General features: G+C 66.8%; 28 protein-coding genes. 17 read left to right on the forward strand and 11 right to left on the reverse strand.

All coding sequences use genetic code 11. The annotated features are described in order from the left end of the window. The first annotated feature begins 222 nt into the window (after window positions 1–222). A complete protein-coding gene (locus ACYQ2W_RS13675; RefSeq protein WP_459868009.1) occupies window positions 223–1,008 on the forward strand; it encodes a hypothetical protein in 786 nt (261 codons plus the stop codon). Window positions 1,009–1,128: 120 nt separating this feature from the next. Continuing rightward, window positions 1,129–1,287: a hypothetical protein gene (locus ACYQ2W_RS13680; RefSeq protein WP_459868012.1), complete on the forward strand. Its 159-nt coding sequence runs from the start codon at window positions 1,129–1,131 to the stop codon at window positions 1,285–1,287. Window positions 1,288–1,368: 81 nt separating this feature from the next. Here ACYQ2W_RS13680 and ACYQ2W_RS13685 read toward each other — a convergent pair whose 3' ends face one another. Together ACYQ2W_RS13685 and ACYQ2W_RS13690 are read right to left on the reverse strand one after the other, a co-directional pair. Continuing rightward, the gene (locus ACYQ2W_RS13685) at window positions 1,369–1,533 is read right to left on the reverse strand and encodes a putative toxin-antitoxin system toxin component, PIN family (RefSeq protein WP_459868116.1); all 165 of its coding nucleotides are present in this window, start codon (window positions 1,531–1,533) and stop codon (window positions 1,369–1,371) included. 237 nt (window positions 1,534–1,770) lie between these two features. After that, complete coding sequence (locus ACYQ2W_RS13690) at window positions 1,771–2,010, reverse strand: hypothetical protein (protein WP_459868015.1); 240 nt, start codon at window positions 2,008–2,010, stop codon at window positions 1,771–1,773. Window positions 2,011–2,294: 284 nt separating this feature from the next. Here ACYQ2W_RS13690 and ACYQ2W_RS13695 point away from each other — a divergent pair, with 284 nt between their 5' ends. The 7 genes from ACYQ2W_RS13695 (at window position 2,295) to ACYQ2W_RS13725 (ending at window position 9,185) form a co-directional block, all read left to right on the forward strand. Continuing rightward, a complete protein-coding gene (locus ACYQ2W_RS13695) occupies window positions 2,295–2,522 on the forward strand; it encodes a PIN domain-containing protein (RefSeq protein WP_459868018.1) in 228 nt (75 codons plus the stop codon). 264 nt (window positions 2,523–2,786) lie between these two features. Then, window positions 2,787–4,136 carry a hypothetical protein gene (locus tag ACYQ2W_RS13700; protein WP_459868021.1) on the forward strand — a complete coding sequence of 450 codons (1,350 nt, stop codon included), beginning with the start codon at window positions 2,787–2,789 and terminating at the stop codon, window positions 4,134–4,136. A gap of 10 nt (window positions 4,137–4,146) precedes the next feature. Continuing rightward, on the forward strand, window positions 4,147–5,181 hold the full coding sequence (locus ACYQ2W_RS13705; RefSeq protein WP_459868024.1) for an AAA family ATPase: 1,035 nt from the start codon (window positions 4,147–4,149) through the stop codon (window positions 5,179–5,181). Continuing rightward, the gene (locus ACYQ2W_RS13710) at window positions 5,178–7,853 is read left to right on the forward strand and encodes an SUMF1/EgtB/PvdO family nonheme iron enzyme (protein WP_459868027.1); all 2,676 of its coding nucleotides are present in this window, start codon (window positions 5,178–5,180) and stop codon (window positions 7,851–7,853) included. Before ACYQ2W_RS13705 ends, ACYQ2W_RS13710 begins: the two co-directional genes overlap by 4 nt. Then, on the forward strand, window positions 7,853–8,041 hold the full coding sequence (locus ACYQ2W_RS13715) for a hypothetical protein (RefSeq protein WP_459868030.1): 189 nt from the start codon (window positions 7,853–7,855) through the stop codon (window positions 8,039–8,041). Before ACYQ2W_RS13710 ends, ACYQ2W_RS13715 begins: the two co-directional genes overlap by 1 nt. A gap of 29 nt (window positions 8,042–8,070) precedes the next feature. Continuing rightward, window positions 8,071–8,394, forward strand: a complete 324-nt coding sequence (locus ACYQ2W_RS13720; RefSeq protein ID WP_459868033.1) for an SUMF1/EgtB/PvdO family nonheme iron enzyme — start codon at window positions 8,071–8,073, stop codon at window positions 8,392–8,394. Then, the gene (locus ACYQ2W_RS13725; protein WP_459868036.1) at window positions 8,391–9,185 is read left to right on the forward strand and encodes a formylglycine-generating enzyme family protein; all 795 of its coding nucleotides are present in this window, start codon (window positions 8,391–8,393) and stop codon (window positions 9,183–9,185) included. The genes ACYQ2W_RS13720 and ACYQ2W_RS13725 overlap by 4 nt, the downstream gene beginning before the upstream one ends. A 239-nt stretch (window positions 9,186–9,424) precedes the next feature. Here ACYQ2W_RS13725 and ACYQ2W_RS13730 read toward each other — a convergent pair whose 3' ends face one another. Beyond that, window positions 9,425–9,673 carry a type II toxin-antitoxin system Phd/YefM family antitoxin gene (locus ACYQ2W_RS13730; RefSeq protein ID WP_459868039.1) on the reverse strand — a complete coding sequence of 83 codons (249 nt, stop codon included), beginning with the start codon at window positions 9,671–9,673 and terminating at the stop codon, window positions 9,425–9,427. A gap of 243 nt (window positions 9,674–9,916) precedes the next feature. Here ACYQ2W_RS13730 and ACYQ2W_RS13735 point away from each other — a divergent pair, with 243 nt between their 5' ends. From ACYQ2W_RS13735 to ACYQ2W_RS13765, 7 genes are all read left to right on the forward strand, one after another. Then, the gene (locus ACYQ2W_RS13735; protein WP_459868042.1) at window positions 9,917–11,125 is read left to right on the forward strand and encodes a HEPN domain-containing protein; all 1,209 of its coding nucleotides are present in this window, start codon (window positions 9,917–9,919) and stop codon (window positions 11,123–11,125) included. A gap of 146 nt (window positions 11,126–11,271) precedes the next feature. After that, on the forward strand, window positions 11,272–11,514 hold the full coding sequence (locus tag ACYQ2W_RS13740) for a type II toxin-antitoxin system Phd/YefM family antitoxin (RefSeq protein ID WP_459868045.1): 243 nt from the start codon (window positions 11,272–11,274) through the stop codon (window positions 11,512–11,514). Continuing rightward, window positions 11,511–11,900 carry a type II toxin-antitoxin system VapC family toxin gene (locus tag ACYQ2W_RS13745; RefSeq protein ID WP_459868048.1) on the forward strand — a complete coding sequence of 130 codons (390 nt, stop codon included), beginning with the start codon at window positions 11,511–11,513 and terminating at the stop codon, window positions 11,898–11,900. The genes ACYQ2W_RS13740 and ACYQ2W_RS13745 overlap by 4 nt, the downstream gene beginning before the upstream one ends. Window positions 11,901–12,327: 427 nt before the next feature. Continuing rightward, window positions 12,328–12,906, forward strand: coding sequence for a Uma2 family endonuclease (locus ACYQ2W_RS13750; RefSeq protein WP_459868051.1), 579 nt, complete (start codon window positions 12,328–12,330; stop codon window positions 12,904–12,906). Window positions 12,907–13,026: 120 nt separating this feature from the next. Next, on the forward strand, window positions 13,027–13,644 hold the full coding sequence (locus tag ACYQ2W_RS13755) for a class I SAM-dependent methyltransferase (RefSeq protein WP_459868054.1): 618 nt from the start codon (window positions 13,027–13,029) through the stop codon (window positions 13,642–13,644). A 152-nt stretch (window positions 13,645–13,796) separates the two neighbouring features. Further along, window positions 13,797–15,287, forward strand: a complete 1,491-nt coding sequence (locus tag ACYQ2W_RS13760) for a serine hydrolase domain-containing protein (RefSeq protein ID WP_459868057.1) — start codon at window positions 13,797–13,799, stop codon at window positions 15,285–15,287. Between the two features lie 427 nt (window positions 15,288–15,714). After that, the gene (locus tag ACYQ2W_RS13765) at window positions 15,715–15,903 is read left to right on the forward strand and encodes a hypothetical protein (protein ID WP_459868060.1); all 189 of its coding nucleotides are present in this window, start codon (window positions 15,715–15,717) and stop codon (window positions 15,901–15,903) included. A gap of 211 nt (window positions 15,904–16,114) precedes the next feature. Here the strand turns inward: ACYQ2W_RS13765 and ppk2 are convergent, their stop codons facing one another. Beyond that, window positions 16,115–17,020, reverse strand: a complete 906-nt coding sequence (gene ppk2 / locus ACYQ2W_RS13770) for a polyphosphate kinase 2 (RefSeq protein WP_459868063.1) — start codon at window positions 17,018–17,020, stop codon at window positions 16,115–16,117. Window positions 17,021–17,170: 150 nt separating this feature from the next. On the opposite strand from ppk2, the gene argE reads away from it, so the two are divergent. After that, window positions 17,171–18,337, forward strand: coding sequence for an acetylornithine deacetylase (argE, locus tag ACYQ2W_RS13775; RefSeq protein WP_459868066.1), 1,167 nt, complete (start codon window positions 17,171–17,173; stop codon window positions 18,335–18,337). Window positions 18,338–18,346: 9 nt separating this feature from the next. Here the strand turns inward: argE and ACYQ2W_RS13780 are convergent, their stop codons facing one another. The 7 genes from ACYQ2W_RS13780 to ACYQ2W_RS13810 form a co-directional block, all read right to left on the reverse strand. Continuing rightward, window positions 18,347–18,955 (reverse strand): ABC-type transport auxiliary lipoprotein family protein, encoded by a 609-nt coding sequence (locus ACYQ2W_RS13780; protein WP_459868069.1) that lies wholly within the window; start codon window positions 18,953–18,955, stop codon window positions 18,347–18,349. A gap of 206 nt (window positions 18,956–19,161) precedes the next feature. Then, window positions 19,162–20,154, reverse strand: coding sequence for an MlaD family protein (locus tag ACYQ2W_RS13785; RefSeq protein ID WP_459868072.1), 993 nt, complete (start codon window positions 20,152–20,154; stop codon window positions 19,162–19,164). Between the two features lie 15 nt (window positions 20,155–20,169). After that, complete coding sequence (locus ACYQ2W_RS13790; protein ID WP_459868075.1) at window positions 20,170–20,964, reverse strand: ABC transporter ATP-binding protein; 795 nt, start codon at window positions 20,962–20,964, stop codon at window positions 20,170–20,172. Between the two features lie 144 nt (window positions 20,965–21,108). Further along, window positions 21,109–21,930 carry an MlaE family ABC transporter permease gene (locus ACYQ2W_RS13795; RefSeq protein ID WP_459868078.1) on the reverse strand — a complete coding sequence of 274 codons (822 nt, stop codon included), beginning with the start codon at window positions 21,928–21,930 and terminating at the stop codon, window positions 21,109–21,111. After that, window positions 21,920–22,252 carry an STAS domain-containing protein gene (locus ACYQ2W_RS13800; RefSeq protein ID WP_459868081.1) on the reverse strand — a complete coding sequence of 111 codons (333 nt, stop codon included), beginning with the start codon at window positions 22,250–22,252 and terminating at the stop codon, window positions 21,920–21,922. Before ACYQ2W_RS13800 ends, ACYQ2W_RS13795 begins: the two co-directional genes overlap by 11 nt. Before the next feature lie 98 nt (window positions 22,253–22,350). Then, complete coding sequence (locus ACYQ2W_RS13805; RefSeq protein ID WP_459868084.1) at window positions 22,351–22,806, reverse strand: ATP-binding protein; 456 nt, start codon at window positions 22,804–22,806, stop codon at window positions 22,351–22,353. After that, on the reverse strand, window positions 22,803–24,068 hold the full coding sequence (locus ACYQ2W_RS13810) for a PP2C family protein-serine/threonine phosphatase (protein ID WP_459868087.1): 1,266 nt from the start codon (window positions 24,066–24,068) through the stop codon (window positions 22,803–22,805). The genes ACYQ2W_RS13805 and ACYQ2W_RS13810 overlap by 4 nt, the downstream gene beginning before the upstream one ends. Window positions 24,069–24,157 lie beyond the last annotated feature (89 nt).

The following is a 24,157-nucleotide window of genomic DNA, read 5'->3' on the forward strand; positions in this document are numbered from 1 at the left end:
AGACCTGAGGTCATCCTCGGGGTCGCGGTTTTTTCGCGACGATTTCAGACGGGATCAGGATGGCGTCTTCGGCAAATCTATCCGGAGTTTCTTACAGATTTCACAATCTGGGGTCGTGAACAGGAAACCGTCGTGACAATGTTCCTTCGGCGGCATTGAGATAAGATCCTCCGAACGACGACATCGTTTACGTTCAAGCGTCGAGCCTCAAAGGATGGAACCATGCCGCTTCACGATTTCCTCCCCGCCATACCGGAACGTCCACCTCGCAAGGCGACCGTCTTGCCGGGACTGGCCCTGTCGCGCGTACTCAAATGGCAGGGATTGACCCTTCCACTGTTCGTTTTGGTGGTCTTTTCCCTCATCCCGCTGATGATCCTCTCCACCGACCGCGATGCGATGCTGTCGGTATGGGAGACCGAAACGGCCACCGGGCAGGTGAGCCAGTTGGCCGACGGGCGTATCTGCCAAGGCGATAGCGTGGAGGTGCGCTATTCATTCACCGCCCATCAAACCGACTACCACGGCGTGAATACGGTGTGTTCGCAGAGCGCCTATGCGACGCTTCGCGCCGGCGATACCGTCCCGGTCATCTATTTGGCGGACGACCCGTCGGTGAACGCCATCGCCGGCGCCTCGCAGAACGGCCCTCCGGTCGGCGTATTTCTCCTCTTTCCGTTGTTCGGCCTGCTCTTTTTCATGCCGCTCTACTGGCCGCGCATTTCCCAGGTGCTGCGGGATCGAAGGCTGTTCAAGAAGGGCGTGCTGGCGTCCGGTACCGTGGTCTTCGTGACCAAACACAACGATGTCTCATGGCCGGGGTGGCCGGGCTCTACACGCTCGGATGTCCACATCTCCATCGGCGAAGCGGGCCGCGGGAATACGGAGGTACGGGCACGCTGCTCGAACGATTGGCTGCTGTATCACCTATCGCCGGGCACCGCCGTCACGGTGGTCTATGATCCCAAGCGTTCCAGGGCGATGCTGGTCGAAAACTACATTCGATGAGCGGCTTGCCACCGACCACGACCTTGAGAACCACGCGCTGATCGACCCTCCCGCCCCCCTATGGACATGACGTTCATCGGGAAGGACGAAACCGTCCCAAGCGCAACACGCCGGATCACCATGGAGATCGAGTACGCCTACCGTTTTTCAGATAACGTGTTCCCTCCCGGCATCGGGATCTACCGCTTCTATCTTTGGTTCATCCCCATACTCTTGTTGAGAGGGAATTGGCAGGACACCCATCGCAAAGAGCGGGCGAAAACTTCCTGCTTCATCTGACAGCCCGATAGAAATTCCCTGCATATTCAACGACGTAGGATTCGGACGGGAAAGTTTCGGTGGGTGCCAACAACCGGACGGTCAATCAGGATACTGCGCGAGGAAGTCGGCAGGGGCGAGAATCGGAATCCCCCGGAAGGGGTGGAGGGCGAGCAGGTCTTGGTCACCGGTGATGAGGGCGCTCGCCCCGCCCGCCACCGCCAGTTCCAGGAACTTGTTGTCCTTGGGGTCGCGGCACTCGGTGATGGTCTAGGTGGGGCGAACCAACCGAAAACGCGCGAAACAAAACGCAACGAAGTCCGCCCGGTCCTCGGCATCAATCAGGCTCGCCAGCTTGGGTCTTTCCAGCACACCAATCAACTCCCCCACGGATTCCGGGGAATAGAGAACCTGCCCAATCCCAACGACACGCGCCAGGGCCTAGCCTTTGGAAAGATATAGTGCTAATCAGTACGTTGGTATCGACGACATAGGAAGCACCCATCATATTTCCGAGAGGATTTCCTTCAGCATTTCGTCTGTGAGGCCGCGCTCCCGAGCTTTGCGCGTAATCCTCTCCGCCAACGTCATCAACTCCGCCGCCGGGTCATCGGGAACGCTGCCTTCTTCAAGTTCCTCCAAAATCACCTTAAACCGGGTTTTCGGTTTGAATCGGGCAGCTTCTCGTCCCATACGCGCGCCCAACGCCTCCGCGGATACGTCATCGAAGGTGATGGTGGACATGACAGCGGTCTCCCTCAACGGTCTGGTCGGTAGCTTGGACACGCCCCAGTTTTACACCGTTCCCGGGTCAATCGAGTTTGGGGAATTTCTCATCCCGATAATCTTCCGCCAGGGGATCTCCGGGTGCTTCTCCCAGATCTCTTCTGGCAGATTCTTGGCGGACTGACCCAGTCACTGGATGCGGTGAATAACCGAGTCTCGGGTCCATAGATCGCTGAGAAACCCATCGGAGATGGTTCCTTCGGTATAGCGGAGAATGGCCTAGCCCTGCCTCTTACCAGGAGTTGGCGGTTTCGGTGGTATCGGCGATGGAACTCATCGTCGGATGTCGCAATAAAGTGGAGGTCGGTCGAGCGCGAGAGTTGATCGATGAGTTCACCATGCCGCCTTTGACAACGCCAGTTTCCTCTCAGCGGTATGAGTGGCTGTTGAGCTACGGAAAGAGTCACGGACTATTGATTCCCGATACATTGATCGGCGCGACAGCCTTGGTGCATGGATTGGAATTCTGATCGCTCCCACGCTCCAGCGTGGTAACGCAGGGCTGGACGCTCCAGCGTCCCGTGTCCTACGCTCCCCGCTGCCACGCCAATCGCGACGCCGAAGCGTCGCGGGATGCGTTCCCACGCTGGAGCGTGGGAACGATCAAAGCGGTAAAGGGCACGGGGCGAAGATGAATCCCAGGCGTGTCCACCACTTGTCCAGCGAATGTCCACCACCATCCTTTGTCATCCGCGACGGGCACTGATAATTTTTTCCGCAAGGAGGTGGAGACCATGGGCTGGTTGAGAACATTCTGGGAAAAGTCGGAGTACCCCAAGCAGGAGCTGTTCGCGAGAGCCGTCGGGGTGGGTCCGAAGACCGTCCAACGTTGGGATTCCCACGAAACCGAAACCCCCGCCGCTCGGTGGTTCGCGCGCATGGCAAAGGTGCTGGCCGTGGACGAGGCGGTGCTGCGCGAGGCCCATGAAGAGAGTCTGAAGGCCTTTCGTTCGGCCCGGCGGGCGGATGAAATGAAGGCCCAAAGGGCGGCGTGTGAAGTGGATCACCGGCCGTTGGAAAGGGCGCTGGCGGCGATCGACCACCGGCGTTTCTACGATCTGCTGTTCGAGGGCCTTTCCCGGCTCGGCGACCGGCAACCGGTGGATGATCTCACCACCGCGGCCAGACTCATGGCCGAGCTGATTGCCCGGGAACAGCATGGTACCCTGCTACGCCCGTTGGGCCGCGCCATCGATGACTTCCTCGCCGGCGCGACCCGGGCCGACATGTCCGCCCTGCGAGCCTTGCGGAATCTCTTCCCGGAGATCCTGCTGGCCTCCTCCATTCCCCTGCCGAGCCTCCAGGACGAGGAGCGCAAGGGGGACGAAGTGTGCCACGGGGTGAAGGGGGTGGCGTACCGCCACACCCTGATCTTCGCCATCGATCGAAGCCTGGGTTCGCGCGGGCGCCAACGCCTCAAGCCCTTCAATGAGAACGAGCTGGACGACCGCCCCGACGTCACCCTGTGCGTCGACCTTGACGATTGCGGCGAGGAAGAGGATGACCCGAAGGCGTGGGCCCACGCCTTCGTGCAAGCGATCGGTGAGCTGAACGGCGGGCTCTCCATCGAGTGTCCCCAATATCACGAGCCCAACAGCGAAGCGCGCTTCCTACAGTACTGCGGCCTGCTCGACGACGTCCTCGGGGCGCGCAATCTGGAAGATCACTACTATATCTTTGCCCGCGTGCGGGGCCGCGTCCCCAGCGGGGTCCTTGGCTATTTGCACGATTGGTTGAGCAACCTTTACCTGTTCCAGATCCATCCGTCGGATGTGAAGCAGTGCGAAGTAATGCGCGGTAACGTCGGGGTGCTCAGCGCTTGGATGGCGAGAGGCACCTGGCGGGTGAATGAACGGCTGCGGGAGCTGGGAGACGGGACTACCGAAGAGCCGGGTGGGGACGGCGGGGGAAGTTCCGGCGACGGCGGTGGTGATCCTCCCGATGGAGGGGACGCAGGAGGCTCGGGGACGAGCGCGGGCATTATGCAGACCGTTGTCAAAACCAGTGAACATGCGGCTGCCCTCTCCAAAAACGTCAAGAGCGTAGTCAGGGACTGGGTTCCCCGCTGGCCCGCTGACGATTAGGCAGGAAACCATGACCAAAGAGCGCAAAAACGAACTCCGGGCCCTCCGGCGAACCGAGATCGACCGGCTGGACCGTGCCGCCGCCACCGCTTTCCCCCTGCCGGCCCGAGGCTCCTGGCCCGCCACCCGCTACCTGCTGGAAGCGCCGGCGGTGGACGCCCTGATCGCCGCCCTGGCCGCGGGCAAGCCGCTGCTGGTGCAGGGCGAACCGGGCATCGGCAAGAGCCAGTTGGCACGGGCGGCGGCCGAGGTGCTGGGGCGGCCGTTCATCTACGAGGTGATCCAGCCCGACACCGAATACACCGACCTGCTCTGGCGCATTGACCACACCAGCCGGCTGGCCGACGCCCAACTGGCGGGGAGCATCCCGGCGGCGCGGGGTTCAAGCGATGGTGAAGCCGTGCCGGCCACCCCGCCTCGCGACGTGCGCAACGTCGCCCACTACATCGGCCCCGGGCCGATCTGGTGGGCGCTCGACGCCCGTAGCGGTGAGGCGCAACACACAACGGGGGCGCCCAACTTCGTTCCGGACCCTCCCCTGGCGATCGAGCCGTGTGCCCGCAGCGGGGTGGTGCTGCTCCTCGACGAGATCGACAAGGCCGACATCAGCCTGACCAACGGCCTGCTGGAGGTGTTGGGCAACGGCGGCTTCAACGTCCCGCCGCTGGGCCGCTCCATCGCCTCCGCGGGTCCGCCGCCGCTGGTGGTGCTCACCAGCAACAACAGCCGCGAACTGCCCCCCGCCCTGCTGCGCCGCTGCGTGGTGCTCTCCCTGTCGCTGGGCAAGGACGTCCAGGCCCATCTGGAGCGGATCGGCGCGGTGGTCTTCCCCGACCTGGAGGCCGAGTTGCGCAGCACGGCCGCCGCGCAGATCGTCGCCGATCGCAACGACTGCACCGACCTGCCGCGAACCGGCCTGGCCGAATACCTCGACCTGCTGCGCGCCCTCGATGAGCTGGCCGGCGATGGTGATGACCCGGCCGCGTGGCTGACGCGGCTGGGCCACTACTTCCACAAGAGTCGGGTCAATCCGGACCAGCCATGAGCAGCCGCGCCGACCTGCTGCGCACCCTGCGCGCCGGTGAGCGGATCGCGGGCGATGACGGTTCCCGTGCCGCCCGTCTGGCGGCGCTGCTGGGGTATGCGTGCGACGACGCCGTACCGATGCGACCCGGCGGGGAGGCGGATTCCTCCACTCCGGCCGACCGTGGACGAAGCGATGGAGAAGCGCCGCCGGAAGGCGCCCTGCGCACCGCCCGGCGGCCCACCTTCGCCTGGGTCGTCACCGCCTGCGAAGCGCTGAAGACAGAGAAGAGTGAGTCGCCCGACGGGCCGCTCCCGCTGCTCGATCCCGCGCCGCAACCGCGCTCGCGGGCATTCATCGCCGCCCCGCCCCTGCGCAGCCGCGGGCAGTGGCAGAACCTGTGGGACGAGGTGATCGTCGGGCACGGCCAGGGGCGGCGGATCGACCTGCCCCGCTGCCTGCGGGATCTCACCCGCGCCCGACCGGTCGGCCGCCTGCCGCTGCTGCCGCGGCGCCATTTCAACGGTCCCATCACCCTCCTCATCGACCGCCCGCAGAGCCTGCGCCAGGTCCACCCCGACCTCTACGCCGCGTGGCGCTCGCTGGTCGCGCTGGTGGGTTCCCCGGGGCTCACCGCCTTTCAGTTGCGCAACGGCCCCGATGGCGCCTGGGAGCAGTTGGATGGGCACTTCTCGCCCGCCGACGAGGGGGCGATCCAACGCCACTCCCAGGTCCTGCTGCTGGGGGCCTTCGGCGCACTGCACGACGGGCGGATCGCCGCGGAGTGGCTGGCCCTGATTCGCCGACTGAAGGCACGGGGGCACCCGGTGCGGCTGCTTCCGGTGTGCCACCTGCGTGATGCGCCGGCCCCTTGCACCCCGCTGGACCCCCGCGGGGCGCGCGACGGGGGCGACGGCCCGCGCCACCTGGACACCCTGCTTGCCCTCCTCTCGCGGACCTGGAAGACCGGCCGCGAGCAGCTGCGCTATCTGCGCCATGCCCTGCCCGGTGCCGGCGTCCAGGCGGAGCTGGCGCTCGCCAACCACCCCGAAGTGCGCGATAGCGGCAGCTACCTGGAGCTGGGTGTCCGCCGGTTGCTGCCCGCCCTGCACGCCTTCGATGCCCTCGAAGAGCGGCTGCGTATCCCGCTGCAACGGGCCTTGGATCAGTGGCGAGGCACGTTGAACGCCCGCGCCGAGGAGATGGAACGGTTGCAGTCGGCGCTGTTGGAGGCCCCCAAGCCGCATCAGTTCCCCCGGCTGCTGCGGCAACTGGAGGGCCTGCGGGGGCGGCCGCCGGCGTCGGCGGAGGTCCCCATCGGGCTGGCGGCCTATCTGCCCCTGCTGGACCAGTTGGCCCGCCAACACCCCCTCCCCGACTGGCAGCCGCTGTTTCGTCTGGCGCGGCAGGCGGCCTGGGTGTTGGGCGAACCCCTGCCCGGCGGCTATCACGCGGAGGAGTTCGCCGAACCGGAGTCGCCCGCCCCCCGCTGGCTGTGTCAGATCGGCACGGGGCTCCAGGTGCGCGCCCGGGCGGAGCGCGCCCTGCTTCCGCTGGGTGCCCACCCCTACTCGCCGACCGACAACGTCATCATCGGTGACCACCTACCGGTGAGCGGCGAGCAGGTCGAGATCATCGATCGGGGTTGGCACTACCGGTTGCGGCGCTTCGAGCGCCCGGTGTGGGCCGAGCGCCTGTGGCAGGACGAACGGGGCGTCCTCCATCTCGCCCACGCCGAAGGCGCGCTGTTCGCCCTGCAACCGGCGGGGCCGGAGCGGCCCGAGGCGCTCTGGCGTTGTGTCGAAAACCCCTGGCCCTGGGCGCGGGCGCTGGGGGTGGACGCCTACGGCCTGTGGGCGGAGCTGCGGCTCGGCGAGGCGCGTCAGCGCCTGCGCTGGATCGCGCCGGGGCGCTTTCGCATGGGCTCGCCGCCCGACGAGCCCGAGCGATACGACGATGAAACACCCCATACCGTCACCCTCACCCGTGGCTATTGGCTGGCCGATACCGCCTGCACCCAGGCCCTCTGGCAGGCGGTGACGGGTGAGAATCCGGCCCATTTTACCGACTCGGCCGACCACCCCGTGGAGCAGGTGAGCTGGGAGGATTGTCACCATTTCCTGGAACGGGCCAACGAGTCGATCGAGGGATTTCGCCTACGCCTCCCCAGCGAGGCCGAGTGGGAGTACGCCTGCCGCGCCGGCAGCGACGGCCCGTTCAGTTGGGGGAATACCCTCGCCACCGACCAGGCCAACTACCATGGCGACTATCCTTACAACCACGGTCCGAAGGGCGAACAGCGGCGGCGTACCCTGCCGGTGGAGCGTTTCGCCCCCAACCGATGGGGCCTCTATCAGATGCACGGCAATGTTTTGGAATGGTGCCAGGACTGGCTGGGTGATTACCCCGAAGGGGAGATCAACGATCCGGCCGGTCCGGCCAGGGGCCGCAACCGCGTGCTGCGCGGCGGTAGCTGGGCCGCCCTCGGGCGCAGCCTGCGCTCGGCCCAGCGCAGCGGCTCCCCGCCGGGCGGCCGCGGCGACAGCATCGGTTTCCGGCTGGCCGGAGGTTTCGACCCGCAAGCAGGCGAGGGAGCCGGCGGCATGAGCGCCGACCGGCGGGTGCGGAGCCCCGCCGGGGAGGGGCTCAAGGCGCCGGCGGGGGGCCACCCCGATCGGCGGGAGAACCACTGATGGCCTACACCTTCTTTCACATCCGCGCGCTGGACCCACAGGAGGAGAGCGAACGGCTGAACGCCTTTTTGGCCAGCCACGCCGTGTTGCAGGTGGACCGCCACTTCGTGGCCGACGGCGAGAACAGTTTCTGGAGCGTCTGCGATACTGCTGATACTGCTGCCCGCCGACGATCCGGCGTGGCGTAAACAGTGTTTGCGTCCGGGGTTACCGTTCGATGGGTAACCCGGACCAAAGGGGCCGCGTGCAGCAGGGCCGCAACCGCGTGCTGCGCGGCGGTAGCTGGGCCAACCACGGGCGCAACCTGCGCTCGGCCCAGCGCAACGGCAACCCGCCGGACAACCGCAACGACAACATCGGTTTCCGGCTGGCCGGAGCTTTATGGGCCGGAGGGTCGATAAACCAGCGCGCTGTCCCGTTTCGATCCGCAGATCCGCGGGTCGGACGAAGCCCGGGCCTCCGGTGCGTGAGTAGGCGCCAGGGCGAGCCCCTGCGTGCCGAAAGCCTGCCGGTGGGCCGCCTTTTTCCGGTGGTGCCATGAACCTTGATCCCAACCCACCCGAGTTTCCCGCCTCCTGGGCCGTCGCCTGGGGCGAGGATTGCTACGGTCTCTGGCAGGCCTTCGCCATCGGCGAGGTGCGCCAGGTGATGCGCTGGATCGAGCCGGGGAGCTTTCTGATGGGTTCCCCGGAAGAGGAGCCCGAGCGTGAGAGCGACGAAACCCAACACCCGGTCACCCTGACCCAAGGCTTCTGGCTGGCCGAGACCGCCTGTACGCGGGCACTTTGGCAGGCGCTGACGGGAGAGGACCCCTCTCGCTCTTCCGGTTCACCCAACCACCCGGTGAATAGCGTTAGCTGGGACGACTGCCAGCGCTTCCTCCAGCGAGCAAACGAGCGCTTGGCGGGCCTCACATTGCGTCTGCCCAGCGAGGCGGAGTGGGAGTATGCCTGTCGCGCCGGTACTCGCGGCCCCTTCAGCTGGGGGGAGCAACTGCCTCCGGGACAGGCCAACTACTGGGGTGAGTATCCATACAACGGAGGTCCGAAGGACGAAGACCGTGATGCAACGGTCGAGGTGGATCGTTTCCCCCCCAACCCCCGGGGTCTCTACCAGATGCACGGCAACGTGTGGGAGTGGTGCGCCGATTGGTTGGGGGATTACCCGGAGGAGCCGGTTGTCGATCCGGCCGGGCCACCAGAGGGCCGCAGCCGCATGCTGCGCGGTGGTAGCTGGGTCAGCCACGGGCTCGACCTGCGCTCGGCCCGGCGCATGGGCAACCCGCCGGGCAGCCGCCTCGGCCTCATCGGTTTCCGGCTGGCCGGAGGTTGACCCTCAGGAGCGGAGCCCGGCAGGCAGCGGAGCCCGCGGCGTGGACGCCGGCGGCCGTGTGCGGAGCCACGGCAAGCGGGCGGCCAGGCCGTGGGCGGAGCGGGTCGAGGGGACGGCTTCATAGGCGTGCATTTACACGGCGATTTCAGACCCGTTCGGTGAGCTTCTTTTTGAAGACTTCGCGGACGCTGCCGTCCAGCTCGCGCCACGCCTTGAGGGCGCTCTTCTTGAACGCCAGCCTATAGCGCGTCGAGCCGGACCTCGACGCTCTCCTCGTCGGCGCGTTGGTCGGCGAAGGCGTTGAGTTCCTGATCCTCCAATTTGTCCATCAGCGCCTCCCACGCCTGGGCGGGGACGCCGTAGAAGTCGGGCTCGTTACGGTTGAGCACCGCCACCGGGAAGCCGTCGCCGCTCATGGCCGCGGCGTGGGGGTTCTCTTTCAGCTCGGAGATGCTGACGGCGGTGTCGGCGAGGATCTCTTTGGGCATCGTGGTGCGCCTGCAACAGGTCGTTTAATCGGTCTCAACATAGGTCTCCTGGTGACGCCGGGCAAGCAGGGGGGCGGGTTTGCTCTTGAATTTTGCATATGAATCGTTGCACAGGTTCCCGTCACCCTGAACACTGTGAAATTCCCGTGGTTACCTGCTGCCATTGCCGCTAACCATTTGTGTGCAAATTGACGGCACGGCAGGTAGTATGCAGCGGACGTTTCAGGATGGACCCCTGCCGCCATGACCGACTCCCCGACCGTGCCCATCGACCCTTCGGAAATGCGCAGTCCGCGGCGGCGGCTCCGGCGCAAGGCGGATCTCGCCTACCTGCCGGAGGCGAAGGCGCGCCAACTGCGCGGCATCGCCCAATGGATCTGCGAGGCAGTTCCGGTGGACTGGGTGATCCTCTTCGGCAGCTACGCCCGCGGCGACTGGGTCGAGGACCCGGAGACCGGCTACGAATCCGACTACGACCTGCTGGTGATCCCCTCCGAGCCCGATCTGACCGAAAACAGCCGGCTGTGGGCGCGGCTGGAGCGGGACCTGCGGGCACTGGCCGATCCCGTCTCCATCACCCTGCTGGTCCACTCCATCAAGGAGGTGAACCGGCACCTGCGCAAGGGGCAGTATTTCTTCACCGACATCGTCAAGGAGGGGGTCGCGCTGCTCGATGCCGAGCGCTCCACGCTGGCGATCCCGCCCAGGGTGATCCCGCCGGAGCAGCGGCTGAAGCAGGCGAGTTCCGATCTCGACGACTGGTTCAACAGCGCCAACGAGTTCTGGCGCGGCACCGGCTACTACCTGGCCCGCGGCCTGCACTCCCATGCGGCCTTTCTGCTTCATCAGTCGGTGGAGCGCTATCTTCACGCTTTGACGTTGGTCTTCAACAATTACAAATTCCGCACCCACGACATCGAGAAACTGGTGAACAAGGGGGCGGAGTTCCACCCGCTACTGATCGACGCCCTGCCGCGCCGCGCGCCCGACGACCAGGAGCGCTTCGACCTCCTCAAGCGCGCCTACATTGAGGCGCGCTACTCCAAGGATTACCGGATCAGCGACGAGCAGCTCACCGTGCTGCGCGGGCAGGTGCTCGATCTGGCCGGCCGGGTGTTGGCCGCCAGCCGGGATTTCATGCAGGGCCTGCCCGGTTTCCGCACGGTGGGGGCATTGCCGACGGTGCCGGAATACGGCGACGATGCGGCCCCGCCGCCGGCCCCGGCGCTGGACGATCCCGAGGCGGTGGAGCGGTGGGGCCGGTTGTTGGCGGAGGGGGCGTGGGAACGTGGACTGGTGGAGGGTGAGACCCGCGGAGTGGAAAAGGGCGAACGCCGCCGCGCCGTGCAAATCGCCCGAACCCTGCTCGCCAAGGGGACGGCCGTGGACGAGGTTGCCGAAATCGTCGGGCTCTCGCCGGAGGAGGTCTCGGTGTTGCGCTCGGTGCCGTAGCGCCGGGAAGGTTCCACACCAGTCTGACCGATTCCGATCGTTCCCACCGCGAAAGAGTTTCTATGCCCGTCCTGCGGACAAGTTGACTAGGCTTTTGTGGCTGTTAGTCTGTTTGTCCGGTATGGCTCCCCAATCAGGAGAACGCGGTGCATGTGGTGAACATTCATGAGGCAAAGACCCATCTGTCCCGGTTGCTGGCGGAGGTGGCGGCGGGTGACGAGGTGGTGATCGCCAAGGCGGGGCGGCCGATCGCGCGGCTGTTGGCCTACGAAGAACCGGTCGCGAAACGGCGTTTCGGCAGGGATCGGGGGTTGTTCGAGGTGCCCGACGACTTCGACGAGCCGTTGCCCGACGACCTATTGGCCTCTTTCGAATCATCGTCGCCGTGAAGCTGCTGCTGGATACCCACGTGTGGCTCTGGATGATCGCCTCGCCGGAGCGGATCGACGGGGAGGCGGTAGCACTGATGGAAAACTGCGCCAACACCCTTCACCTTTCGGCCGCGAGTTCTTGGGAGATGGCGATCAAATATCGGCTCGGTAAGCTCCCGTTGCCGGAGGCACCCGAGACGTTCGTGCCGCCGCGCCTCAGTCGTGACGGGGTCGTTCCGCTACCCGTGGAGCATGCCCATGCTTTGAAAGTGGCTTCGTTGCCGGTTCATCATGCCGATCCGTTCGATCGGCTGTTGATCGCGCAGGCGCAGTGTGAAGGTCTGACGCTGGTGACCCACGATCGGTTGTTGATGCCTTACGACGTTGCCATGGTCTGGGCGTAATCACCGGGAGCGTCGGGGGTGGGAGGGAGCGATCATACCGATCTGAACGAGGAGTTGTCCGCGCTTCGCCGGGAAAATGCCCGCCTGCGGGAACTCCTTGAACGGCATGGCGTTCCGTTTTCCTCTGATGCGAACCCCCTTTCCCCTCCCCCACCGGCGCATTCGCCCGTTGGCGGCCGACGATTTACGGTGCAGGAAAGGAGCCTCATGACTACGTCGATACTTGCCACCCGCCGCTGGTGCGGATGTGGGAGAAGCGGCTGAAGGGGTATCGGGCGATGGGTTACCGGGTGGTCGATGGGGGCCTGTTCCAACCCACTGTCGTTGTTGGCAAGTCGCTATACTAGTGCTCCATCCCCAACGAATCTTTCGCTCCGGAATGGTGGTAGGGGGCAACGTAGCAAAGACGCACCGCGGGGAGAGACCGATGCCGCAGGCCGCAACGCAGAAGATCAGCCGGGACGATTACTTGGCCATGGAGGAGCAGAGCCCGATTCGCCATCAGTTCCTCGCTGGCGAGGTCTTCGCCATGACCGGCGGGACCTTCAACCACGCCGCCATTGCCGGAAACATCCTTTCCGCGCTCAGTCGTCGCGCTGCCGGTAAACCGTGCCGGCCCATGAACAGCGATATGCGCGTTCACACCCCGTCCGGGCTCGATACCTATCCGGACGTGTCGGTGTTCTGCGGCAAGCCGGAACTGACCGACGACCAGCGTACCCTGCTCAATCCGGCCGTCATCTTCGAGGTCCTCTCGCCATCCACCCGTACCTACGATCGTGGCGACAAGTTCGTCCACTACCGCTCCATCACCAGCCTGCTCGACTATGTGCTGGTCGATTCCGAGACGCTGGCGGTGGAGCACTTCCGCCGCTCGCCGGATGGTCGGGAGTGGGTGCTCCATGAGTACCGCGAGCCGACCGATACCTTGCCGCTGCCCGCCATCGAAGCCGAGTTGCCGCTGGCGGAGATCTACCAGGAGATCGAGTTGAGCGGCGGGGCGTAATGCCCTTCACCGTTTCGCAAATACCGGATTCCGCATTGCCCGATGCCAAGGCGTGACGCTGCCTTTTCGCCAAACCGTTGGTACCTGCATGACCCGCCCTACACCGGAAACGACCACCCCATGCGCAAATCCCTCGCCACCATCTACGACCGCTTCGCCGATACCTACGAGGAGAACCGCGGTCTCTTCGACATGACCGAGGTGTTCGAGGATTTCTTCGCACGCCTCGATGCGGAGAACGGCCGCGTGCTCGATCTCGGTTGCGGGGCGGGGGAGCCCTTCGCCTCCGCCTTCATCGCCCGCGGCTGGTCGGCGACCGGGGTGGACTTCTCGCCGCACATGCTGGAGATGGCGCGCAAATACGTTCCGCAGATGGAGGCGATTCTCTCCGACATGCGCGACGCGGAGTTTCCCCCCGCCCGGTTCGACGCCGTCACCGTCATCTACGCCCTTTTCCACCTCCCCCGCGACGATCACTTCGCGCTGTTCGAGAAGATGTTCCGCTGGCTGCGCCCCGGCGGAAGCGCGCTCTTCACCTACGCCACCGAGGCCTACACCGGGCAGCCGGAGTTCGACGGCTACAAGGCGTTCATGGGCCAGGAGCTCTACTACAGCCACAAGCGGCCGGAGGCGTTGCGCGAGGAGCTGGAAAGGGCGGGTTTCGCGATCGAGGCGACCGACTATCGCGGAATCGGCGGCGAGGTCTTTCTCTGGGTTACCGCCCGCAAGCCCGAATAGCGATCAGGCCGCCCGTAGGAATACACTCATCATCGCGGCGCCCGTTCCTCCTGCGGATTACAGCGCGCCGAACGACGCTAAATTTTTCCGGCGACAAAAACTAACCCTGGAACTAAGATTCTCCACCTTTTTCCTCACTGAGTGGTTGGTCCATGAACAAGTCCCTTCTACTGTTGCCGCTGCTGCTTGGTGTCCCGTTCGCTCCGGTGGCGAATGCGGAGAGCTGTCCGGCGGCGAGTCTGGTCAACGGTTCAGAGATTCAACTTCCCTGCGTCCAGGTGGGGTCCGCGACCTATCGCACCACCCTGCAGCCGCTCGCCGGTACGCCATTGGCATGGCAGTGGGGCGGGACGCTTGAGCCGGCGAGCTGCACCGCGGTGGCGGCCCTCTGCACCAGCGTGGCGGCCAATCTGGATCTGACGATCAACGCCATCACCATCAACGGCGCCACCTTCCGCGCGGAACTGGCGCGGGCGGTGGATCTCCCGGGTGTTGCCTGGCGCTACCGCAGCCACACCGCGGTGGACGGGGCGGCCACTTCAACCACCCTCAGCAGCGCGGCCCTGGCCACCCTGCGCGACTACATGAACCAGGTGGTGGGGGTCGACAAGCAGGTGCCCGGCGCGGTGTTGGGGATCGCCCAGGGTTCGAGCGTGGTGATGGCGGAGGCGTTCGGTTTCAGCGACGTCTCCACCAGCGCCGCCATGAACACCGACAACCTGCTCCACATCGGTTCCACCAACAAGGCGCTCACCTCGTTCCTGATCGGTGTGCTGGTGGACGAGGGGGTGTTGCAGTGGGATACCCGCGCCCAGGAGATCTACCCCGCCTTCGCCACGGCCAATCCGCAGACCGCGGGCACCATCACCATCCGCCAATTGCTCGACATGAGCAGCGGCCTGCCCAAGGAGGCCAACTTCGAGGTGAACGAGGCGGCCCGCATGCTGTTCGAGCAGCTCCCCTCCCAGCCCCTGGTGGGGAACCCCGGCGAGCGTTACCAGTACAGCAACCTGGGCACCTCGCTCGCCGGTTACCTGGGAGTGCTGGCGGTGGCGAAACGGGACCACGGCGCGGTGACCGACGAGGATCTGAACAACCTCTACGCCGGCTACGTCGCCCTGCTGAAGAGCAAGGTCCTCGATCCCATCGGCATGGGCAACTCCTTCGTGCCGATCGCCGATGCCCGCGCCACCGGCCGCATGGCCCGCTCCCACGCTTTCGAGAACGGCCGCTTCGTGGTCTCCGAGTCGGTGGAGGTGGCCGAGGACAACAGCGCGCCGTCGGGGGGGCTGAAGTCGACCATCGGCGACATGATGCGCTACATCATCACCGATATGCGCCAGGGGCTGACCCCCGAAGGGGTGCGCGTCGCCGGAGCGGCCAACGTCGCCGCGCGGCAGCAGCTCTCGCCCGGCCCCGCCACTGCCGAGGAGTACGGGATGTGCCTGGAGATCAAGACGGTCAACGGCCTCCGCTACGTCGGCCATACCGGCAGCTTCGACAACTTCAATTCGGTGATGGGCTTCTTCCCCGACAAGCAGGTCGCCTTCGTCCTGCTCACCAACGGCGACAGCCCGGGGGCGCTTACGCTGACCGACAGCGGGTGGCTGGAGAAGCTCGCCGCGGTGCTGGCCGGGTCGTAATCGCCCGGTGGTTCGTTGACGCCGTGGGGTGAATAAGCGGAGCGCATCCATCGGTCGGCCGGGGCGACCCGTACCGGGTAGCCGCTGCCTCCGTTCCGGTGGATGCGCTGTCGCTTATCCACCCTACGGTTCGAAACGCGGCCGGGGTTGAATTCGGGGCCGCCGTCGCCCAGGACTTGGAGCGCCAGGGGAGCGGTGGCGCAGTCCGTCCCGGCAGTTGTCCCTTCACCGGCGACGAGGATTGCAAAAACCAGCATCGTGATCCGCACGAACGCCGACATCTCCTTCGTCAGCAAACGTTTGCGGATTCCTCGTCTGCCCATATAGTAGAGGCTGTATCGCTTGCGGGAGCGGGCGTCGGGCGTCACACCCCGGTCACACGCCGCCGCCATGCTCCCTTTAATCCCCCATCCGAGAGGAGACCGTCATGGACCTCGACATCGCTTTCGATCTCTACATGACCGATGCCACCCGATCGGGGGTGGAGCCGGAGCAGGCGATCGCCGATTGGATCGGCACCGCACTCGGTTCGTTGATGGACGATCAGGGGATCGAGGCGACCAGCGAACTGCTGGGCGCGTTTCGGCAGAGTCTGATCGATGTGATGGATGCGTGAAGAAGGCGAAGGGCTAAAGGTGAAAGGTTAAAGGAACGACCCACCTGCCGGACGGGACAGGCTCCACATTCGTGGCCGCAGCGGTCGGAGAGAATCGCGGCCTGGGGGCCGCTCCTACCGGTGAGAGGGGTGCCCATCCAAGCCTTATCTTCCCCACTTACGAAAAAAGGGGGAGGGCGGCGCCCCAAGCGCCGCCCTCCCCCTTTTTTCGTCAGCCGGTGAAGCTGCCGCCGGCGAGGCGTTGGGCGTCCATGATCTCCAGCTCGCGGGCGCCGGAGATCACCACGTCGGATTCGGGCACCCAGTCCAGGTTGGGGTCGCGCCCCTCGTAGTCCACCGCGTTGAGGATCACCTTCATGGCGTTGAGCCGCGCCTGATGCTTGTCCATCGAGCGGATGATGGTCCACGGTGCGGCGGAGGTGTGGGTACGCCGCAGCATCTCGTATTTGACGTTGGTGAAGTCCTCCCAATGGTCCTGGGCCTGGACGTCCACCTCGGAGAGCTTCCACTGGCGCAGGGGGTCGGTCTTGCGCCGCTCGAAACGCCGCGCCTGCTCCTCCTTGGTCACCGAGAAGTAGAGCTTCACCAGCTTGGTCCCCTGGCGCACGATCTCCTTCTCGAAGCCGGTGACGCCGGTCATGAAGTGGTCGTACTCCTCATCCGAGCAGAAGCCGAATACCGGCTCGACCATCGCCCGGTTGTACCAGGAGCGGTCGAACAGCACCACCTCGCCGCCGTGGGGGAACTGCTCCACGTAGCGCTGGAAGAACCACTGGCTCTTCTGCACGTCGGAGGGCTTGCCGAGGGCCACCACCCGGTAGTGTTTCTCGTTCATGTAGCGGGTGACGCGGCGGATGGTGCCCCCCTTGCCGGCCGCATCGCGCCCCTCGAAGACGATGATCATGCGGCTGTTGTCCCGCTCCAGTTGCTGCTGCATCTTGATCAGCTGCGCCTGGTAGGGTTTCAGCTCCTGCTCCTGGCGGCGGCGGGTGACCGCCTTCTTGGATTTGGTGCGGTAGTCGTCGTGTTTCTCCTTCAGCGTGCGGTAGCGCTCGGCGAGCTGGTCCAGGGTGAGCGCTTCGCCGTCGACGGTGGTGGTCTCCGGGGTGTGGGTCATGGGTACTCCTGTTGCGGATTGGGCAATCCGATAAACCTAGCCCAGGATCGGCGTCGCGTCATCTCTTTGTCACATCGCCGCCGACGCTACAGCCTCCGTGCCACTCCGTGTACCCTTGGCGCCTTCTGTCTCACACCGGATCACCCCGCCATGGCCCACGCCGCCCCCACCCTGATGGAGATGTTCGCCGCCGTCGTTGCCGCCCCCTCGGTGAGCAGCGTCTCGCCCCAGTTCGATTCGGGCAACCGGGAGGTCAGTGAACGGCTCGCCAACTGGCTGGCCGACCTGGGTTTCCGCACCGAACTGATGACGATCCCCGGCCACGTCGACAAATTCAACGTGGTGGCGGCCCTCGGCGAGGGGGACGGCGGGCTGGTGCTGGCCGGCCACAGCGACACCGTGCCCTTCGACCTGGAGCGCTGGAACTCGGACCCCTTCACCCTCACCGAGCGGGAGGGGCGCCTCTACGGGCTCGGCACCTGCGACATGAAGGGGTTCTTCCCGCTGGCCATCGAGGCGGCGCGCCGCTTCCGGGCCGACGACCTGCGCCAGCCGCTGACCATCGTCGCCACCGCCGACGAGGAGAGTTCCATGGACGGCGCCCTGGAGCTGGTCAAGCAGGGGCGGCCGCAGGGGCGCTACGCGCTGATCGGCGAGCCCACCGGGCTGCGCCCGGTGCGCGCCCACAAGGGGATCATCATGGAGTCGATCCGGCTGATCGGCCGCGCCGGCCACTCCAGCGACCCGAGCCTCGGGGTGAGCGCCCTGGAGGGGATGTACCAGGTGCTGGGGGAGCTGCTCGCCTGGCGCGAGGAGATGCAGGGCAAGCACCGCAACCCGCTCTTCGCGGTGCCGGTGCCGACCCTCAACCTGGGCCACATCCACGGCGGCGACAACCCCAACCGGATCTGCGGCCAGTGCGAGCTGCACATCGACCTGCGGCCGCTGCCGGGGATGGCGCTGGAGGAGCTGCGCGGGGAGCTGGAGCGGCGGCTGCGCGGCCGGCTGGGGGAGAGCGCGCTGCAGCTCGAGATCGAGCCGCTCTTCTCCGGCGCCCCGCCGATGGAGACCGCCGCCGCCTCGCCGATCGTGCGCGAGAGCGAGGCGCTGACCCACCAAGAGGCGGGGGCGGTGGCCTTCTGCACCGAGGGACCCTACTTCCAGCAGTTGGGGATGGAGACGGTGATCCTCGGGCCGGGGGACATCGATCAGGCCCACCAGCCCGACGAGTACCTGGAAGTGGCGCGCATCGAGCCAACGGTGGCGCTGCTCGAAGGGATGATCCGCCGATTCTGTGTGGAGCCTGAGGCGGCGTGAGGCGCCCGCTTACTTCGGGTAGGTGGTGGCGGCCAGGTCTTCGGTGAGGTCGCGGTAGATCCGCCCGAGGGCGCGGGAGAAGGCGCCGGCGGTGGCGTCGAGGCTGTCCTCGGCCACCGGCTCCTCGGCGCGGTAGTCCTTGAGCAGCAGCGGCTGGCGGCCGTCGCGGGACTCCAGCCCCAGCTCCAGCTCGGCCACCACCCGCGAACCGCCGGCCTCATCGAGCAGCCGCTCGAAGCGGCGCAGGCGGCCGTAGAGGCGGTAGTCCCAGTCGGCGCGGGCGTCGTCCGTCACCACCAGGGGGGCGGCGCGGGCGCTGCGCAGGTGGAGCAGCAGGCTCTCCTGGATCAGCAGCGGCGGGGCGTCGGCCCAGGCATGGTAGTGGTACTGGGTCAGCTCCGCGGAGCGCCCCGCCTCGGCGTAGAGCACCGGCCGTTCGGCATGCAGGCCGTCGCTGTGGATCGTCCCCACCGCCAGCACCCCCGGCACCGCCGGCGCGGCGAGCGCCACCGGCGCCTCCACCGGCAGGCGATAGAAACGATTCTCCGGCACCGGCGGCGCCGACCCGCAGCCGGCCAGCGTTGCGACGGTTGCCAGAAGCAGCGCGATTCGTCTCATCACGGTGGATCCTTCTCTTGCTGCCCGCCGCGTTACCACGGAGGGTTGTTGTGGCTTGGGATTCGGAATTCTTTGTTCGCGGTGCAGACCGTTCGCCTTCTTGCCCTTCGTGTCAAGACGCACCTTTCAACGAAAGCGCTCGCCTCAACGGGCGCACCGTCCACCCCGAGCGGCGCGGCCCAGCGCACAAAAGCACTCCGTGTTGGTCACCGCGCCCGATCCGCCGGTGGCGTGCCGCCGATGAGCAGGCCGGGGTTCTGGCGGATCTCGCGGCTGAATTCGGCCATGTTGCGGCTGGCCACCTCCAGGTTGCGGGTCACCGCGCCGATGTGGCGGGAGACCGACTGGAGGCTGGCGCGCAGGTCGGCCACCGACTGTTCGATGTCGCGGCGGTTGCCGCTGACGATCGCCTGGGAATCCTTCACCACCGTGTCGAGGCGCCCCCGGGTCTGCTGCAGGTCGGCCGACAGCTTCTCGAAGTTGGCGGCGCTCGCCTCCACCGAGGCGAGCGCGTTGCGCACGCTCCCCTCGGTCTCGGGCCCGACCAGCCGACCCAGGTCGTCGGCGCTGCGCCGCAGCTTGCTGGTCAGCTCGCGGATCGACACCAGCACCTCGCCCACCCCAGCGTCGAGCTTCGCGGAGCTGCTCTCCAGGTTGCCGAGCACCCGCGGGCCGTGCTCCTCGAGGACCCCCGCGATGTGGTCGACCCGCCGGTTGAGGTTTTCGAGTAGTGGCATGAAGCCGTGCTCGGTGAGTTCCCCGACGTTGCCGGCGATGGCATCGATGGCGGCGAACAGGTTCGCCCCCTCGCGCCCGGCGAGCTGCGCGCCGGGCTTGGCGAGGCTCTTCGAGGTACCCTCGGCGATGTCGATGGTGATCGCCGAGAGCAGCCCCGAGGCGACCACCCGCGCCAGGCTGTCCTCGGGGATCGGCCAGCCCGCCTCCACCGCCAGCTCCAGGCGGTAGCGCATCCCCTCGGCGGTGGGGCGCGGGGTGAGCGCCTCGACCCGGCCGATCGGGTAGCCCTGGTAGCTCACCGGCGTCCCGCGCACCACCCCGGCGACGTTGGCGTAGTCGACGAAGTAGCGATCGGCGGGGCCGGTGCGGCCGCTCAGCCAGGCGAGCAGCACGACCAGACCGACCAGCATCGAGAGGACGAACAGGCCGACGGCGATGTAGGGGACATTCTGGTGTTTCATCGTTTCGCTTCTATTTCATCCACGCCCGGTGAGGCGCCGCAGGTAGTCGTCCACATCCAGCTCGATCGCCTCCGGCCGGCGGTTGAGCAGCCCCTGGATGCGCGGGTTGTCGGCGTTACGCACCTCCTCCACCGTGCCGGTCATCAGGATCTCGCCGCGGTCGAGGAAGGTGATCCGGTCGGCGATCTTGAAGGCGCTCTCCAGCTCGTGGGTGACCACCACGATGGTCATGCGCATGGCCGCGCGCAGGCGCAGGATCAGCTCGTCCAGCTCGGCCGAGACCACCGGGTCGAGGCCCGCCGAGGGCTCGTCGAAGAAGAGCAGTCTGGGGTCCATGACGATCGCCCGGGCCAGCGCGGCACGCTTGATCATGCCACCGGAGAGCTGGGCCGGCATGAGATCCTCGAAGCCGGCCAGGTTGACCACCTCCAGCTTCATCCGCGCCATGATGCGGATGGTTGCCTCGTCCAGCTCGGTGTGCTCGCGCAGCGGCAGGCAGACGTTGTCGCCGACCGACATCGAGTTGAACAGTGCGCCGCCCTGGAAGGAGACGCCGATGTTCTTGCGCAGGGCGTACATCTGGCGAGCACCGATCGTGGTGATGTCCTGGCCGAGCAGCTTCACCGAGCCGGCCAGCGGCTTCTCCAGACCGAGGAGCTGACGCAGGAAAGTGGACTTGCCGGAGCCCGAGCCACCCATGATCACCAGGATCTCGCCGCGCCGCACGGTGAGGTCGATCCCCTTGAGGATCTCCCGCCCGCCGTAGGCGACGCGCAGGCCGCTGACCTCGATCGCCGCCTCTTCAGCCATCCCTCCGGCGCTCCCTGTAGGAGCGGCCCCTAGGCCGCGATGGGGACGAAGTGCGGCGCGTCGGATTCAACTGCCGGCAGGAACCGATACGGCGCCATCGCGGCCTGGGGGCCGCTCCTACAGTGAGGGGTTGGATGTTCATCATCATCGGTTCATGAAGAAGGTGAAGAGCATGTCGGCGACCAGGATCGCGGCGATGGCCAGCACCACCGCGCGGGTGGTGGCACGCCCCACCCCCTCGGCGCCGCCGGAGACCTGGAAGCCGTTGGCCACCCCGATCAGGGTGATCAGCACGGCGAACACCAGGCTCTTCACCAGCCCCTGCACCACGTCCTCGACCGAGAGCACCTGAAGCGTCCGCTCGGCGTAGCTGGAGAGGCCGATGCCCAGCTCGGCCGCGCTGTAGGCGGCCCCACCGGCAAGTCCCAGCAGGTCGGCGAAGAAGGTGAGCGCCGGCAGCATCACCACCATCGCGGCGAGCGCAGGCGCCACCAGATAGCGCACCGGGTTGATGCCGAGCACGCGCAGCGCATCCACCTCCTGGGAGATCTGCATGGTGCCGATGCGCGCGGCAAACGCCGAACCGGAGCGGCCCGCCACCAGGATGGCGACGATCAGCGGCGCGAACTCGCGGGTCACCGACAGCGCGATGCCCACCACCACCTGCCCCTCGGCGCCGAAGGTCTTGAGGGTGTGGATGCCCTGGATGGCGAGCATCACGCCAACCGAGAAGGAGAGCACGGAGACGATGGGCAGCGCATTGAGGCCGACGCTCACCATCTCGCGCAGCGCGGCCGCGAAGCGCACCGGCTGGCGGATGCGCCGCCCCCAGGCGATCCAGTAGAGGCTCTCCACCAGCAGCGCGAAGTGGTAGCCCAGCTCCTCCACCGCCGCCACCGAGCGGCGGCCGAGGAGCTCCAGCCAGCGCAGCGGGGTCGCCGGGCGGGGCGGCGACTCAGCCGCCATCGGCGAGCGCCGTCCCGACGTCGGGGAAGATCGGGAAGATGCGGTCGAGGTGGGCCAGTTGCAGCACCCGCCGCGCCGACTCGCTGACCCCGACCAAGGCGAAGGGGAGGCCCTGCTCGCGGGCGCGCTGGAACCCCTCCACCAGGGTGGCGACGCCGGAGCTGTCGATATAGGTGACGGCCGAGAGGTCCACCAGCAGGCCGCGACCGGCGGAGAGGGCGGCGAGGATCGCCTTGCGCGCCTTCGGCGAGCTGGCCAGGTCCACGTCGCCGCCGAGGGCGATACGGTCACGGCCGTCGATTGGGGAAACGGTGCACTCCATCGGCTGGGTCTCGTGTTGTCGTTATGTCGAGGAACGAGGCGCACCGCCCTTTCCGAGCGGTGCGCCCCCTATCGTCGGCACACCTTACCCGACTGGACTCATTCGCGTTCATTCGCGTTCATTTGCGGACTCTCTTCCCCCTGTCGCGGACGCCATCTCTTCCGCATCTCCAGCAGGTTTCCGTTCCCCTCCGCCGGTGGCAGGTAGTCGACCCGATCCATCAACTCGCGGATGAAGCGCAGGCCGAGGCCGCCCGGCCGCAGGTCGTCCAGCGCGCGACCGCGCAGCGTGGACGGGTTCACCGGCGGTGCTCGGTCGTGCAGCCGGAAAAGCAGTTCGCCGGGATTATTGAGGATTTCCAGGGTGATTTCACCCGGAGCGCCGCGATAGCCGTGCTGCACCACGTTCATCGCCGCCTCGCCCACCGCCAGCACCAGCCGCTCGCACAGCGCCTCGGCAACCCCCGCCGCGAGCAGGGTGTCGCGGGTCGCATCGCGCAACGCCTTGAGCTGCCCGGCCTCCGCTGGAACGATCATCTCCAGCAGCCCGCTCACCGCGGCGTTTCCAGCACCAGCAGGGTGATGTCGTCGTGGAGCGGACTCTCGCCGGCCAGCGGCTCGACAATGGCCGTCAACCGCTCTGCCGGCGGAAGCGCGGCGAAGCGGTCGATCCGCCCGCGCACCCCATCGGCGGTGAGCTGCGCCCCTGCGACCTGCCCCTCGGTGAGGCCGTCGGAAAAGAGGTAGAGCGCCCCCCCGTCCAACGTGAACTCCGCCTCCTCGTAAACCATCCCCGGGAGCACCCCCACCGGCGGCGCCGAGGCCCAGAACTCCCGGTAGCCCCCGCGCGCATCCCGGTAGAGGGGCGGCTCGTGGCCGGCATTGGCCAGCCGTACCCGATCGATCGCCGGATCGTAGAGGCCGGCGGCGAGGGTAACGAACATGCCGCGGGTGGAGGTCTCGCACACCTCGTCGTTGAGCCGGGCAAGCAGCTCGCCGGGGTCGTGGAGCACCTTGCCGAAGGCGCGGAAGAGGCTCGTGGTGCGCGCCATGAAGAGCGCCGCGTGGGCCCCCTTGCCGGTGACGTCGCCGAGACAGAAGAGGATCCGCCCGTCGGCCAACGGCAGGTATTGATAGAAGTCGCCGGAGACCTCGCGGGCGGAGATATTGAGGCCATGCACCGGGAAGTCGGCGGCGGGCGGCTTGGGCAGCAGCGAGCACTGGATCTCGCGGGCCAGCTCCAGCTCGCGGGCGATCCGCTCCCGCTCCACCGCCTGCTCCACCAGGGTAGCGGCCATCCGTGCGTTGCGCACCGCCAGCGCCGCCGGGGCGGCCAGCGCCCGCAGGAAGTGGCGGTCCTCCTCGTCGAACAGCCCGTCGCCCCCCACCTTGTTGATCAGCTCCAGGGCTCCCAGACAGTCGCCCTGGACGATCAGCGGGGAACAGAGGATGGAGCGGGTCTCGAAGCCGGTATCGGCGTCCACCGCCTGATGGAAGTCGGGGTGGTCGCGCACGTCGCGGATGATCTGGCAGCGCCCCTCGCGCACCGACTTGCCGACGATCCCCTTGTCCAGCGGGAGCTCCAGCCCACCGATCTCCACCGGTCCGGCGCTGGCGCGGCAGACCAGCCGCTCCCCCGACTCGTCGAGCAGGAACAGCGACCCCGCCTCCGCCCCCACTTGCGCCATGGTCCGGGCGAGCGCGATGTGCAGGGTCTCGCCGATCTCCAGCGAGGCGGCGAACCCCTCGCTGATCTCGGCCATCGCCTCCAGGGCGGGAATGAATTCGGCCATGCGACCGTGCGAGTGGCTATGCATGCTCATCGGCCTCGTTGTCACAGGGGGAGGGGTAGGCGATGTCCGTTAGTGTGCCTGCAATCCAACGTGCGCTCCATTCGGTGATCGCC

Source organism: Endothiovibrio diazotrophicus (genome assembly GCF_054657215.1).